Source organism: Curvibacter fontanus (assembly GCF_054780335.1).
In genome coordinates this window covers 24,888-36,971 of record NZ_BAAGWN010000012.1, presented here as the reverse complement: position 1 = coordinate 36,971, position 12,084 = coordinate 24,888, and the positions used below count along the sequence as shown (strand labels likewise).

The window sequence follows — 12,084 nt, the reverse complement described above, 5'->3', positions numbered from 1 at the left end:
CCCTCGCCCCCATCCACGCGCCTATGCCGCGGCTCACCCCCTGAGCCTGCGGTTCTCCGGCAATTCCATCCGTTTCGAAGCGTCAGTTCCGGCATCGTGCGCCCGCACAGGGCATGTGTACTGATGTAAAGGAAAACATCCCATGAAACGGATGCTGATCAACGCCACGCAGGCTGAAGAACGCCGCCTGGCCATCGTCGACGGGCAAAAGCTCCTCGACTACGAAATCGAGGTTGAAGGGCGCGAACAGCGCAAGGGCAATATCTACAAGGCCGTCGTCACGCGCGTCGAGCCCTCGCTCGAAGCCTGCTTCGTCGACTACGGCGAAGACCGCCACGGTTTCCTGCCTTTCAAGGAAATCTCCCGCCAGTATTTCCAGCAGGGTGTCTCGGTCAGCCAGGCCCGCATCCAGGACGCCATCAAGGAGGGCCAGGAACTGCTGGTCCAGGTGGAAAAGGAGGAACGCGGCAACAAGGGCGCAGCCCTGACCACCTTCGTCTCGCTGGCCGGCCGTTATGTCGTGCTCATGCCCAACAACCCGCGTGGCGGTGGCGTCAGCCGCCGCATCGAGGGTGACGACCGGGCCGATCTGAAGGAAGCACTCGATCAGCTCGAATACCCCAACGGCATGTCCATCATCGCGCGCACCGCCGGCATCGGCCGCGCCGCGCCCGAGCTGCAGTGGGACCTGAACTACCTGCTCAAGCTGTGGACCGCCATCGACGGCGCCACCAAGGGCGGCAAGGGCGCCTACCTGATCTACCAGGAATCCAGCCTGGTGATCCGCGCCATCCGTGATTACTTCAACAACGACATCGGCGACATCCTGATCGACACCGACGACGTGTACGAGCAGGCCCAGCAGTTCATGGCGCACGTCATGCCCGAGCATGCCGCCCGCGTGAAACGCTACCGCGACAACGCGCCGCTGTTCAGCCGCTTCCAGATCGAACACCAGATCGAATCGGCCTACGCCCGCACCGTGACCCTGCCCTCGGGCGGCGCCATCGTGATCGACCACACCGAGGCCCTGGTTTCGGTGGACGTGAACTCGGCGCGCGCCATCAAGGGCAGCGACATCGAGGAAACCGCCACCCGCACCAACCTGGAAGCCGCCGACGAAGTGGCGCGCCAGATGCGCCTGCGCGATTTGGGCGGCCTGATCGTGATCGACTTCATCGACATGGAAGAGTCGAAGAACCGCCGCGAAGTGGAAAACCGCCTGCGCGACGCGCTGCGCCAGGACCGCGCCCGCGTGCAGTTCGGCACCATCTCCAAGTTCGGCCTGATGGAAATGAGCCGCCAGCGCCTGCGCCCGGCCCTCTCCGAAGGGGCGTCCATCCCCTGCCCGCGTTGCGGCGGCTCCGGCCACATCCGCGACACCGAGAGCTCGGCCCTGCAGATCCTGCGCATCATCCAGGAAGAGGCCCAGAAGGACAACACCGCCGCCGTGCATGTGCAGGTGCCGGTGGACGTGGCCTCCTTCCTGCTCAACGAGAAGCGCAACGAGATCACCAAGATCGAGCTCAAGCAGCGCCTCAACGTGCTCATGGTGCCCAACAAGTCGTTGGAAACGCCGAACTACAAGCTCGAGCGCCTCAAGCACGACGACCCGCGCCTGGACCACATCGAAGCCAGCTACCAGATGGTCGAGGAGATCGAGGATCCCACCGCCGTCACACGACGCTCGCAGGAGCCGACCAACAGGCAGACCCCGGTCATCAAGGGTGTGCTGCCCGATGCACCGGCTCCGATCGTGGCGCCGAAGCCGGTGGCCGAGCCGCAGCCGGCCGCCAAGCCCGCGGCGCGCAAGGTCGAGCAGCCGGCCAGCGCAGGCTTCGTCGGCTGGCTCAAGGGCCTGTTCGGCAGCAAGCCGGCCGCCGAGCCGGCCAAGCTCGCCGAGAAGAAGGAAGAGAAACGCGAAGCCCGTGGCGGCCGTGACGGCAACCGCAGCGAAGGCCGCGGTGAAGGCCGGGGTCGTGGCGGCCGCGGTGGCCGCGGCGAGCGTGGTGAACGCCAGGAACGCGGCGAGCGCAATGAACAACGCGGCAACCGTGGCGAGCGCCAGGGCCAGCGTGGCGATGCCGAGCAACGCGCGCCCCAGACGGCAGAGGCCGGCGGTGAGCAGCCGCCGCGCCAGGAACGCGCGCCGCGCAACGGCGAGCAGCGTGGTCGTGGCGAACGTGGTGATCAGCAACGCGGCGAGCGCCAGGAACGTGGCAGCCGTGGCGAACGTGGTGATCGTCAAGGCCAGCGTGGCGATGCCGAGCAACGCGCCCCCCAGACGGCAGAGGCCGGCGGTGAGCAGCCGCCGCGCCAGGAACGCGCGCCGCGCAACGGCGAGCAGCGTGGTCGTGGCGAACGTGGTGATCAGCAACGCGGCGAGCGCCAGGAACGTGGAGAACGCCAGGAGCGTGGCCCGCGCCCCGAGGGCGAGCGTCGTCCCGCCGAAGACATCCGCCCGCAGGACGGTGCTGTCGAGCAGCAACTGCCCGTCGAAGCCCTGAACGGCGCTGACACGCAACCCATGGCTGACGCCCGCCCCGAAGGCGAGAGCAACGGCCAGCGCGAGCGCCGTTCGCGTGACCGTTACGGCCGTGACCGCCAACGTGGCGAGCGCGGTGAACGTGGTGAAAGCCAGGAACGCCCGGCCCAGGATGCTGCCGCCTCTGAGACAGCCGACGCCACCGAGCGCACACCGGCGCTGGCGGCCGAAGTTCGCAGCGCGCCTGTTCCGGCCAAGACCGCTGCGCCTGCAGCAGCCCAGTCTGGGCGTGCACTGCCGCGCGTGCCGTCCTATAACCTGCCGCTGTCCGACCTGAACCAGATCGCCAGCACGGCCGGCCTGCAATGGATCAACTCCGACGCCGACAAGATCGCCGTCGTGCAGGCCGCCATTGCCGCAGAACCCAAGCCGGTGCACGTGCCGCGCGAGCGGCCGGCGCCGGTGGTGATCGATGAGGGTCCGCTGATCCTGGTCGAGACCCGCAAGGATCTGCGGGAGATGAAGCTGCCTTTTGAGCAGGGTTCTGCTCAAGGCTGAGTCTCTTTGCGCTCGCAGTCAGAAAAGGCACCTTAGGGTGCCTTTTCTGTTTCTGCATGGCGCTGTTTTTAGCGAGGTGTTGTCGGAATGTGCGCCCGCAAATGCCAAGCCAGCAAAAGAGAAAGCGAGAACCAGACCAGCAACGATAATCACCCCATGACGAATCCAACCCGACAAGAGGCCGAGCGCCGCAAAGCCGATCAGGACCTGCTCTTCAAGGGCCTCGTGATCGCTCTGATCGGCGTGGTCATCCTCCTGGGCCCCTACGTCAGCCGTTCGCCGTCTGTGCAGGAGTTGTTGACCGGCGGTGCCGTCGTGGGCTGGTTCGCCCTCGTCCTGGGAATAGCCTTTTTAGGCCAGTACTTCCTGCGTCGTCGCGCGAGAAGGTAACCCCAGTCGCGTGGGCGAAACGTACTGCTGGCGGAAGATCTCGAAGGGCATGGTGTCGGCCGCCTCGATGGCGCGCTGATCTTCGAGCGACTTGCGCGCCATCGCCTCCAAGCGCAACTGCTGCTGCGGAGTCCACGAGCGGGCCAACAGGTCCTGACGGGTCTGCTGCGAGCGGGCGCGCACGAAACGCAGGAAAGAGTTGTCGTGACCGCTGGCCATCTCGGCCAGCACACGGGCCGAAGGCAGGGTCGAAGGATCGGCCAGGCCGGCACGGGCCGAGGCCAGGGCCGCGCTGTAGTCGCTGCCGCCGTGCGCAGCATCCAGCGCGCGCGCGATGGGCTCGCAGGCCTGCACCAGTTCACTGCCCCAGTCTTTCAGCGTGACGGCTTGTCCACCGCGCAGCAGTTGCAGTCCCGGCTCGCGCCCGCGCGCGGCCGTGAGGTGCTGGTTGCGTGCGAGCTCGGCGATTTCCTGCGGCGTGTCGGGCGGGCTCTCGCTCTGCAGGCAGTGCAGCAGGAAGACATCGAGGAAACGCATGGTCTGTGCGTTGATGCCCACGGGCTCGAAGGGGTCCAGGTCCATGAGACGCACTTCCACGTACTCCACGCCGCGCTCGCGCAGCGCGTGCAGCGGACGTTCGCCCTGGAAGATGGTGCGTTTGGGGCGGATGGTGCCGTAGAACTCGTTCTCGATCTGCAGCAGGCTGGTGGCGAGCTGGATGTAGTCACCACCCGGGTTCAGCACACCCAGGGCTTCGTAGGCCGGCCAGGGACGTGTGAGCGCGTCGTGCAGCGAGGCGGCGTAGCCCTCCAGGCTGTTGTAGCTGACCGCCAGTGAGGCCTGGGCATCGCTCTGGTAACCCAGGCGGCCCATGCGCAGCGAGGTACCGTGCGGCATGTACAGCGCCTGGCCGTTGAGCGACCGCAGCTCGTGCTGGCGGCCTTCGACAAAGGTGGGGCACAGGGCGGGCGAAGCGCCGAAGAGGTAGAGCAGCAGGAAGGCGTGGCGACGGAAGTTGCGGATCAGCGCGAAATACTCCGCATTGCTCACGCCGGGCAGTGACCAGTTGTAGTGGATGCCCGAGATGGTCTGCATGCGCCGGCCATAACGATGGCCCAGGCCCATGCGGTAGACGCTCTTGGCGCGCCCGATGTTCGATGAGCCGTAACGGCCCAGGGGGATGGTCTCGTCCGTGGGCAGGCCGCAGGGCATGCTGGAGACCCAGAGCATCTCTTCCCCGGCATCGCGCAGGGTGCGGTAGGTGTACTGGTGGGTTTCGGTGAGTTCGTCCAGACAGGCCTGCACGCCGGCATGCACACCGGTGATGAGTTCGAGCTGGGACTCGGAATAGTCGGTGGTGATATGCGGGTGCGTGAGCGCCGAACCCAGAGCGGCCGGATGCGGCGTGAGCGCCAGTTTGCCGTCGGGCAGCGCGCGCAGGCTCTCCTTCTCGATGCCGCGGCGAATGCCCAGCAGGCGCTCGGAGTCGGGGAGAGGGTGGGCGACGGGGCTGCTCATGCGGGAAATCCTGCGGCTGTTCTATTTGTAATCGGACCCGGAAGTTACCATGACGGGATAAACCCTGCTGCGCGGGGTCAAGACCCGTCCCTTTCCCCAAATGAGCGACAGTCCGAGCATCGTCATAACCCAAGGCCCGCTGGCCGACACCCAGGCCATGTTTGCCGCTCTGCAGCAGCAGGCACAGGTCACCAGCGTGATCCTGCGCAGCCCGCCGCCCCTGCCCACGGGCTGCTGCGGGCGGGGTTGCAATGGTTGCGTGTGGGAAGGTTTTTATGCCGCAGCGGAGTACTGGCGGCAGGAAGCGGAGTCGCTGCTGCAGCCCCGAGCCGGTCTAGAGTCCTCGGCTCAGCGTGAACATGACAACTTCCGTGCCGGGAAAGTTCGCCTGGATGCTCCAGTCGGGATCGAGACGCCAGCCGATGCCTGGAATGATGGCGGGTGAGAAGCCATGGTAGTTCAGCAGCATCCGGTCCTCATAGGGCTGGACATAACCGTAGATCACGCCGACCGTCAGCTTCACGTAGATCGATTCGGACCAACTGGTGACATTGTTGAAGACGTGGCCATAGTAGGCATAGGCACTGGGCTGGCCATAGGAGTTGGAAAACAGGGCCAGGCCGTAGAGGGAATGGTCGGGCATCTCGCGCTCCAGCCCCAAGGCCCACACCTGTTTGTACTCCGGCCTGGCCTGGTAGTGATGCGTCCAGGGACTGACGACCACCTGCCAAACCGCGTCGCTGGCTGGTGCCAGAGGCACTTCGGGCTCCGCGGCCAGGCCCGTCACGGTCACCAGCAATATCCCGCAGATCACCAGACCTTGCAGGCAAGGCCGGCAAGCAGAGCGCAGCGATCGGGACACGGGACCATTCTTTCACGTGCAGACCGGTGATGGTTGCCTGAATACCCTGCAAACAGGCGCATGGCCAAAGATAGTCCACCATGCGTCTTGGCCCACAGACGTGCAGCGAATCCGGACGCTGTGGCAGACTGCAGGGACGCGCATGCTCCTGCTCTTCCTTCTGCTCTATGCGGCTCTCACGCGGCTCTGGCACGTCCCGCTCCAGGTCGGCGCAGGCTATCTGGGCCTGAGCCTGCTCTGCTTTGTGGTCTATGCGCGAGACAAGTCCGCCGCATGCTCGGGGCAATGGCGAACTCGCGAGAGCACCCTGCATCTGCTGGCCCTGCTCGGTGGCTGGCCGGGTGCACTGCTCGCGCAGCAGCGCTTGCGTCACAAAACGAGCAAGACGCGCTTTCTGCTGCTGTTCTGGCTCACCGTACTGATCAACATCGCCGGCTTCGTTCTGCTGAGTTCACCTTGGGGAGGTAACTGGCACTGGACAAAATAACTTATCCCCTCGCAAGAGGGCCAAGCATGAAAAAACAAATACAAAAATTCTTTCTGTTGCGTCATCGATGGATGACACATCTGATCTTCCTGCTTGTCCGCTTCATATTCCCGATCCTGGCGGCCTTTATCGTTACCGAGATCCAGATGGCAATTCACCTGTTCCAAACCGGTCAAACCCGAGCGGAGCAAAGTGAAAACTATGGCCTGGCATTCGAGGCTTTTCTGCTTGCAGTTGTGACCTTCATCTTGACGCCCCCAGTAATGCCCGGAGTGTGGTGGTTCGCCATGCGCGAACGAGGCTGACACTCACTGCTTACCCAGCATCGCCATCGCCCGCCCCACCTCATGCGTACCCTGGGCGCTGCCGCTGCCCGGCACCGTCTCGTGGGTGCGGTCCAGCACTTCGGCCAGGTGCTGCTGCAGGCGCACGTCGGCGTTCTCGTCGAGGCCGATCCAGACGCCTCGGGTCATGGTGATGTGGGCCGCCTCCACGCTGCCGGCGCCCGCACAGAGCGTGGTGCGCGTGGGGGCATCGGCGCTGGCCAGCGCCAGCATGGCGGGGACCACGGCCTCGGGCTGCAGGGCGCGCAGCACTTCGGCAGGCATGAGGTCTTCGGTCATGCGCGTGGCGGCGGTAGGGGCCAGGCAGTTGACGCGGATGTCGTTCTTTGCGCCTTCGAGTGAGAGGGTCTGCATCAGCCCGACCAGGGCCAGCTTGGCCGCGCCGTAGTTGGACTGGCCGAAGTTGCCGTAGAGGCCGCTGGAAGACGTCGTCATCACGATGCGGCCGTATTTCTGCGCGGTCATGTGCGGCCACACCGCCTTGCAGCAGTGCACGGCGCCCATGAGGTGCACGTCCAGCACGAGGCGGAAGTCGGCCAGTTCCATCTTGGCGAAGGTCTTGTCGCGCAGGATGCCGGCGTTGTTGACAAGGATGTCCACGCGGCCCCAGGCATCCACCGCCTGCTGCACCATGGCCTGGACGGCCTCGAAGTCGGTGACGGAGGCCGCGTTGGCCATGGCCTCGCCGCCCGCGGCGCGGATCTCGTCCACCACCTGTTGCGCGGCGCCGGCCGAGCCGCCCGAGCCGTCGCGCGCGCCGCCCAGATCGTTCACCACCACCCTGGCGCCGCGCCGGGCCAGGGCCAGCGCGTGCTGGCGGCCCAGACCACCGCCGGCCCCGGTCACGATGGCCACGCGGCCCTTGAAGTCGATCATGCTGTCTCCTTGTTGACTGTCAGCGTATGTTCAAATCTTACTGGACCAACACTTCACGTCAGGTCACCTGACGGACAGCGACATGGAACTGAACCGCACCGTCATCGAAACCCCGCCCCGCGACGCGGCCACCGTGGTCATGCTGCGCGACGCGCCCGGCGGGCTGGAGGTCTTCCTGCTCAAGCGGCACAGCGCCTCGGACGTGCTGGGCGGGGCCTATGTGTTTCCCGGCGGCAAGATCGACGCCGAAGACGCCGCGCTCATTCCCCAGCTGGACCAGCCCCTGGCCGCGCTGCACGGTGCGCTGGGCGAACCCGGAACGGCGGCGGAGCTCGCCGCGAGCTGCTACGTGGCGGCGCTGCGCGAGGCCTTCGAGGAATCGGGTGTGCTGTACGCGCACGATGCCAGCGCGCAGCAGGTGGCACAGGCCACGGCGCTGCTGCGCGAGGGCCATGGTTTTGCCGAGGTGCTCACCCGCCTGGGCCTCAAGCTCGACACCCGCAGCGTGCTGCCCTGGTCGCGCTGGGTCACGCCCAGGATGGCTTCGGTCAGTTCCAGGCGTTTCGACACGCGTTTTTTCGTGGCCGCCGTACCGGCGGTACAGACCGCACGGCACGACAACCATGAGGCGACCGAGAGCGTATGGGTGGCGCCCCGCGCCGCGCTGGAACAGTACCGTGACGGGCACATCGACCTGGCGCCGCCGCAGATCATGAGCCTGGCGCATCTGGCGCGCCACGCCAGCGTGGCCAGCGTGCTGACCGAGGCCCGGGGCAAAAGTCCGGCCCTGGTGCAGCCCGAGCCCTATGACGATGAAAACGGCGTGCGCGTGCTGTGCTACCCGGGGGATCCACGCCACAGCGTGAGCGTACGCGCCCTGCCCGGCCCCACGCGGCTGCGCTACAGCGGCAAGCGCTTCCAGCCCGAGGGTGGCTTCGAGGTGCTGTTGTGCTGACTCAGCTGTTCGCGCGCTTCTTCAACCAGCGCATCAGCCCCCCCACCATCGGCAGCTTCTCGTAGAGCTCCTCGGCCGCGTCCCAGTAGTCGCGGTGGGTGCGGATGCGGCCGTCCTGCGCCAGGCGCAGGTGGGTGGCGCCCCGTATGGTCTGCAACTGGGCGGCCTTGAAGTTGCGGAAACGGAAGTGAAAATCCCAGCTCAGGAAAACCTGGTCGCCTTCGACCAGACGGTTGGTGACCACAAAGTGCGGTTCATCCAGCGACTGGTACATGTGCTGAAAGATGCGCTGGATGGCCGGCACGCCGCGCACCTCGTTGAAGGGGTCCTTGAAGCAGGCGTCTTCGGTATAGAACTGGCTGAAACGCTCCACGCCCTGCGGGCTCAGCGTTTCGAAGAAGACGGCGATTTTTTCGACGGCGTGACTCATAGTCCGGTGAATTTTCGGGTCAGGGGGAAATAAAGACGGTAGGGCAGCAGGCGCATGAACTTGAGCCAGCGCGTGAAGCGTTTGGGAAAGTGCAGCTCGAAGTCACCACGCGCCCAGCCGGCCAGCATCTCGCGCGCGGCGACTTCGGGTGTGATCAGCGCCGGCATCTTGAAGTCGTTCTGCGCGGTCAGCGGCGTTTCGACGAACCCGGGGTTGACCACGCTCACACCCAGGCCCAGAGGACCCAGGTCCAGGTACAGGGCTTCGGCCAGGTTGATGAGGGCGGCCTTGGTCGGCCCGTAGGCCAGGCTCCTGGGCAGGCCACGGAAACCCGCCACGCTGCTGACCAGGCTCAGATGCCCGCCCTGCCCGCGCTCGGCCTGCTGCTTCAGATGAGGCAACACGGCTTCCAGCAGGTAGAGCGCACCCACGTAGTTGACCTGCTCGTGGCGCAGCATTTCCTCCAGGCTGTAGGCCCGGGCATCGACCGGCAGGTAATAACCGGCGCAGTAAACCACCAGGTCCAGCGGGCCGCGCTCGATGATGACATCGCTGGCCAGCCTCAGGGCGTGGCGGTCCGTCACATCCAGCGGCAGGGCCATGGCACGCACGCGACCCTGGGCATCCTGCCCCGGATGCGCGGCCACCCAGGCATCGAGTTGCGCTGCCTTGCGGGCCGAGACAAAAACCGTAGCGCCTTGTGCGTGCAGCAGATCGGCGCAGGCCTGGCCGATGCCGCTGGAGGCGCCGACCAGCCAGACCCTCTTGCCGGCCCAGTCACGCAGGTGGGGATTGAGGGACATGTTTCAGCGCTTGGTGAAAGACAGGGTGACTTCACCCAGGCGCACACCCCATTTGCTCATGGTGGCGCGGTTGAGCATGACACGGTCGTTCATCTGGTACATCCAGTCCTCGAAATGTACAACGATGTTGCGCCCGTCCACCGGCAGATCGAGCTCATAGGCCCAGTAGAAGGCGTTGCCGCGCTCCTCGCCCAGGGCCTCGCCCACCACGTCCCCGGCGGTGCCGATGTACAGGCCCTGGCCGCCCACGCCGGGCCGGCGCTTGAGCGTCCAGACGCGCTTCTGTGTCGTACCGTCGGAGTAGGTGAAGTCTTCGTCGAGCACGCCCACTTCGCGGCCGCTCTCGCCGCTCCAGCGGCAGTTCATGACCACGGTGAAACGCTTGACCACCTTGCCCGAGCGGTCGGTGAAGACACCATAGGCATCGACCGTGCCGCTGAAATAACGGCGCAGGTCGAGCTCGGGTTTTTCGCCCGCGTAATCGGCGATGGAGGGCGAGGCGCAGCCCGAGAGTGCAACCGCGCCCAGGGCCGCGGTACCGGTCAGCAGCAGACGTCGTTTCATATGGAATCCTTGTTGCGATGGATGAAGAATGAATACAGCAGGCCGCCCGCTGCAAGCTTGAGCGCACAGGGCAGCAGGCAGTAGGCGGCGGTGAGAGCCTGCAGGGCCTGCGGTTCGCGCGCGCCGGGCGCGTAGCCGTAGAGGCCCAGAAGCGGAAGAGCCAGGCCGGCGGCCAGGGCCAGGTTGAGTTTGGTGGCGAAGTTCCACCAGCCGTAATAAGCGCCTTGCGTGCGGCCCAGGTCACCGGCGCGGGCGATCAGGCCGGCCAGCATGGCGCCGGGCATGACCAGATCGGCCCCGAGCGCCGCGCCCGAGAGTATGCAGATGGCGATGAAAAACCATGCGTCCCCCGTGTCCAGCATGGCCGCCCAGGCGAAAACGACCACGGCCAGCGCCATGCCGCCCAGCCAGCTGCGCGCCAGGCCGAAGCGGCGCACGGCGGCCAGCCACAGGGGCATGGACAGCGCGGCGCTCAGGAAGTAGCTGCCGAGAAAGAGCGGTTCCATGCGGGTGGGCGCCTGCAAGCGGTCCTGCACGAAAAACAGCACCAGGGTGGCCGGCACCGCGCTGGCAATGCCGTTGAGCATGAAAACGGCCAACAGGCGGCGAAAGGGTGCGCGCTGCCAGGGTTGCCACAGCTTGCCAGCCTCGGCTGCCGTGCCCGTGAGGGCGTGGTCCGCGGGGCGCGGCCCCGCACGCCAGGCCAGCCAGCCCAGCCCCAGCGCCAGCCAGAACAGACCCACCATGGCCTCCAGCCCCCAGAGCACGGGCGCCACCGATGCCAGCAGCACACCGACCAGGCCCAGGCCTTCGCGCCAGGCCACCAGGCGACTCTGGTTCAGCGCGTCGCCACCGAGCAGTGCGCCCCAGGCCTGGTGCGACAGGGTCACGCCGCTGAAGCTGGCGTAGGTGAGCATCAGCAGCAAGGCACTCACGATGAGCAGGCCGCCGCCACTGCGCAGCGGCGGAAAGAAGAGCAGCGCGAAGCCCGCACCCATCAACACACAGGCCGCCGCCGCCCAGGCCAGCAAGGCCGATGCGGAACGGCGGTAGAGCCGGTCGCTCAGGCGGCCCAGCAGCGGGTCGATCAGCGCGTCGGCCAGGCGCGTGGCCAGCAGCAGCGCCCCCAGCGTGGCCAAGGGCACACCGAACTCGCGCGCATAGTGGTTGGGCAGCAGCACGTACAACGGCAGCGCCACGAAAGCCAGGGGCAGGCCCATGAGGCCGTAGCGCCAGGCTTGCGCGACAGAGAGCGTGGCAGCGGCTGTCATGGGAGCATGCCGTTCAGCGGGTGCTCAAGGACTGGCCCAGCAGGGCCAGGCGCAACTTGGGCGCCGAGGTCTGTTCCGACAGCCAGATGCCGAAGAACAGGCGGGCGAATTCGGGATCGGCAATTTCTCCCGTGGGTTCGCCGTTGGCGTAAAACTGCGCACCGCGTCCGGGCAGATGCACACCGGTCAGACGGTCGCCGGCTGCCACGTCGGGGAAAACCGCCTGCATGGCCAGCAGCCAGCGCTGCGCCTGCGCCTCGCTGAAGCTGCCCAGACGGCGCATCTCGGCGATGGAACGCTCGGCAATGTCGCGGCCCCTGAAGTTGCGCAGGTAATGCAGGTCCAACGCATAACGCTGGCGTGCCAGGGCCTGCGGATCGAAGCCGGGCTCGACCCACAGGCTGGCCTGGTAGACCTCGAAACCCCACCAGGTGTAGAGGCCGCTGCCGGCCTGGCGTGGCTGTGCCAACAGCGGCGCGGGGGGCGTTGCCGCTGCGGAGGCGATCTCGGCCCAGGCCGGCGCAATCGCCAGCAGCAGGGC

General features: G+C 66.4%; 14 protein-coding genes. 6 read left to right on the top strand and 8 right to left on the bottom strand.

Features of this window, described 5'->3' with window-relative positions; all coding sequences use genetic code 11:
- The first annotated feature begins 142 nt into the window (after positions 1-142).
- On the top strand, positions 143-3,043 hold the full coding sequence (locus ACYVH8_RS07920; RefSeq protein WP_460488305.1) for an Rne/Rng family ribonuclease: 2,901 nt from the start codon (positions 143-145) through the stop codon (positions 3,041-3,043).
- Between the two features lie 156 nt (positions 3,044-3,199).
- The gene (locus ACYVH8_RS07915; RefSeq protein ID WP_460488304.1) at positions 3,200-3,433 is read left to right on the top strand and encodes a hypothetical protein; all 234 of its coding nucleotides are present in this window, start codon (positions 3,200-3,202) and stop codon (positions 3,431-3,433) included.
- On the opposite strand, the gene gshA is transcribed toward ACYVH8_RS07915, so the two are convergent.
- Entirely contained in the window at positions 3,395-4,951 is a 1,557-nt protein-coding gene (gene gshA, locus ACYVH8_RS07910) for a glutamate--cysteine ligase (RefSeq protein ID WP_460488303.1), read from the bottom strand. The genes ACYVH8_RS07915 and gshA overlap by 39 nt on opposite strands.
- A 100-nt stretch (positions 4,952-5,051) precedes the next feature.
- On the opposite strand from gshA, the gene ACYVH8_RS07905 reads away from it, so the two are divergent.
- Positions 5,052-5,396: an oxidoreductase-like domain-containing protein gene (locus ACYVH8_RS07905; protein ID WP_460488302.1), complete on the top strand. Its 345-nt coding sequence runs from the start codon at positions 5,052-5,054 to the stop codon at positions 5,394-5,396.
- Here the strand turns inward: ACYVH8_RS07905 and ACYVH8_RS07900 are convergent.
- Positions 5,286-5,813, bottom strand: a complete 528-nt coding sequence (locus ACYVH8_RS07900; RefSeq protein ID WP_460488301.1) for a hypothetical protein — start codon at positions 5,811-5,813, stop codon at positions 5,286-5,288. The genes ACYVH8_RS07905 and ACYVH8_RS07900 overlap by 111 nt on opposite strands.
- Positions 5,814-5,955: 142 nt before the next feature.
- Between ACYVH8_RS07900 and ACYVH8_RS07895 the strand changes: the two genes are divergently transcribed.
- Together ACYVH8_RS07895 and ACYVH8_RS07890 are read left to right on the top strand one after the other, a co-directional pair.
- A complete protein-coding gene (locus ACYVH8_RS07895; RefSeq protein WP_460488300.1) occupies positions 5,956-6,300 on the top strand; it encodes a DUF1294 domain-containing protein in 345 nt (114 codons plus the stop codon).
- Positions 6,301-6,326: 26 nt separating this feature from the next.
- Positions 6,327-6,605: a hypothetical protein gene (locus tag ACYVH8_RS07890; RefSeq protein WP_460488299.1), complete on the top strand. Its 279-nt coding sequence runs from the start codon at positions 6,327-6,329 to the stop codon at positions 6,603-6,605.
- Positions 6,606-6,608: 3 nt separating this feature from the next.
- Here the strand turns inward: ACYVH8_RS07890 and ACYVH8_RS07885 are convergent, their stop codons facing one another.
- Complete coding sequence (locus ACYVH8_RS07885; RefSeq protein WP_460488298.1) at positions 6,609-7,520, bottom strand: SDR family NAD(P)-dependent oxidoreductase; 912 nt, start codon at positions 7,518-7,520, stop codon at positions 6,609-6,611.
- A gap of 82 nt (positions 7,521-7,602) precedes the next feature.
- Between ACYVH8_RS07885 and ACYVH8_RS07880 the strand changes: the two genes are divergently transcribed.
- Positions 7,603-8,475: an NUDIX hydrolase gene (locus tag ACYVH8_RS07880; RefSeq protein ID WP_460488297.1), complete on the top strand. Its 873-nt coding sequence runs from the start codon at positions 7,603-7,605 to the stop codon at positions 8,473-8,475.
- 1 nt (position 8,476) lies between these two features.
- On the opposite strand, the gene ACYVH8_RS07875 is transcribed toward ACYVH8_RS07880, so the two are convergent.
- The 5 genes from ACYVH8_RS07875 to ACYVH8_RS07855 are packed head-to-tail and all read right to left on the bottom strand — an operon-like array spanning position 8,477 to position 12,012.
- Entirely contained in the window at positions 8,477-8,905 is a 429-nt protein-coding gene (locus ACYVH8_RS07875; protein ID WP_460488296.1) for a nuclear transport factor 2 family protein, read from the bottom strand.
- On the bottom strand, positions 8,902-9,708 hold the full coding sequence (locus ACYVH8_RS07870; protein ID WP_460488295.1) for an SDR family NAD(P)-dependent oxidoreductase: 807 nt from the start codon (positions 9,706-9,708) through the stop codon (positions 8,902-8,904). The genes ACYVH8_RS07875 and ACYVH8_RS07870 overlap by 4 nt, the downstream gene beginning before the upstream one ends.
- Positions 9,709-9,711: 3 nt before the next feature.
- Positions 9,712-10,272, bottom strand: coding sequence for a DUF3833 domain-containing protein (locus tag ACYVH8_RS07865; protein ID WP_460488294.1), 561 nt, complete (start codon positions 10,270-10,272; stop codon positions 9,712-9,714).
- Positions 10,269-11,543: an MFS transporter gene (locus ACYVH8_RS07860; protein ID WP_460488293.1), complete on the bottom strand. Its 1,275-nt coding sequence runs from the start codon at positions 11,541-11,543 to the stop codon at positions 10,269-10,271. Before ACYVH8_RS07860 ends, ACYVH8_RS07865 begins: the two co-directional genes overlap by 4 nt.
- A 13-nt stretch (positions 11,544-11,556) precedes the next feature.
- Positions 11,557-12,012 carry a chalcone isomerase family protein gene (locus tag ACYVH8_RS07855; protein WP_460488292.1) on the bottom strand — a complete coding sequence of 152 codons (456 nt, stop codon included), beginning with the start codon at positions 12,010-12,012 and terminating at the stop codon, positions 11,557-11,559.
- Positions 12,013-12,084: the final 72 nt, after the last annotated feature.

Excerpts from the sequence above, each read along its gene's own strand:
- ACYVH8_RS07920 (WP_460488305.1), top strand. The coding sequence starts at position 143 with ATGAAACGGATGCTGATCAACGCCACGCAGGCTGAAGAACGCCGCCTG.
- ACYVH8_RS07915 (WP_460488304.1), top strand. The coding sequence starts at position 3,200 with ATGACGAATCCAACCCGACAAGAGGCCGAGCGCCGCAAAGCCGATCAG.
- gshA (WP_460488303.1), bottom strand. The coding sequence starts at position 4,951 with ATGAGCAGCCCCGTCGCCCACCCTCTCCCCGACTCCGAGCGCCTGCTG.
- ACYVH8_RS07905 (WP_460488302.1), top strand. The coding sequence starts at position 5,052 with ATGAGCGACAGTCCGAGCATCGTCATAACCCAAGGCCCGCTGGCCGAC.
- ACYVH8_RS07895 (WP_460488300.1), top strand. The coding sequence starts at position 5,956 with ATGCTCCTGCTCTTCCTTCTGCTCTATGCGGCTCTCACGCGGCTCTGG.
- ACYVH8_RS07890 (WP_460488299.1), top strand. The coding sequence starts at position 6,327 with ATGAAAAAACAAATACAAAAATTCTTTCTGTTGCGTCATCGATGGATG.
- ACYVH8_RS07885 (WP_460488298.1), bottom strand. The coding sequence starts at position 7,520 with ATGATCGACTTCAAGGGCCGCGTGGCCATCGTGACCGGGGCCGGCGGT.
- ACYVH8_RS07880 (WP_460488297.1), top strand. The coding sequence starts at position 7,603 with ATGGAACTGAACCGCACCGTCATCGAAACCCCGCCCCGCGACGCGGCC.
- ACYVH8_RS07875 (WP_460488296.1), bottom strand. The coding sequence starts at position 8,905 with ATGAGTCACGCCGTCGAAAAAATCGCCGTCTTCTTCGAAACGCTGAGC.
- ACYVH8_RS07870 (WP_460488295.1), bottom strand. The coding sequence starts at position 9,708 with ATGTCCCTCAATCCCCACCTGCGTGACTGGGCCGGCAAGAGGGTCTGG.
- ACYVH8_RS07865 (WP_460488294.1), bottom strand. The coding sequence starts at position 10,272 with ATGAAACGACGTCTGCTGCTGACCGGTACCGCGGCCCTGGGCGCGGTT.
- ACYVH8_RS07860 (WP_460488293.1), bottom strand. The coding sequence starts at position 11,543 with ATGACAGCCGCTGCCACGCTCTCTGTCGCGCAAGCCTGGCGCTACGGC.